Origin of the sequence: Anoxybacillus sp. CHMUD (genome assembly GCF_013096965.1) — a bacterium.
GTDB lineage: Bacteria > Bacillota > Bacilli > Bacillales > Anoxybacillaceae > Anoxybacillus > Anoxybacillus kestanbolensis_A.
In genome coordinates, this window is the sequence record NZ_SDLG01000073.1 from 1 (window position 1) to 454 (window position 454).

General features: G+C 47.4%; 1 pseudogene. It reads right to left on the reverse strand.

Going from position 1 to position 454, the window contains the following annotated elements:
• Positions 1-423: pseudogene (yesN, locus tag ETB99_RS14660) on the reverse strand (two-component system response regulator YesN); the annotation flags it as partial.
• Positions 424-454: the final 31 nt, after the last annotated feature.

The window sequence follows — 454 nt, forward strand, 5'->3', positions numbered from 1 at the left end:
GTCCAGCTCGTGTTTCAGATGGGCTGTTTTCTTTTTGTGCACATCTTGCCGCTTCAGCTCAGCAATGATTTCCTCCAGCGAGCTGATAATCTGCTGTTCATTGCAGGGTTTCAGCAAATAATGCTTCACCCCATATTTCATGGCTTCCTTTGCGTACTCAAACTCTCCAAACCCGGACAGGACGATAAATTGCACCGACGGACTGATGGCTGACACCTTTTTGATCAACTCAAGCCCGTCCATGCCGGGCATTTTGACGTCTGTGATGACGATATGCGGCTGCTTATGTACAATCTTTTCATATGCTTCATGTCCGTTCTGCGCTTTACCGATCAATGAGGCGCCAAGCGACTCCCACTCAATGATTCCTGCCATTCCATCAAGGATAATCCTCTCATCATCAGCCAGCAGTATTTTATACATCACACCACCTCATTTCGGCACGGTATTGTGA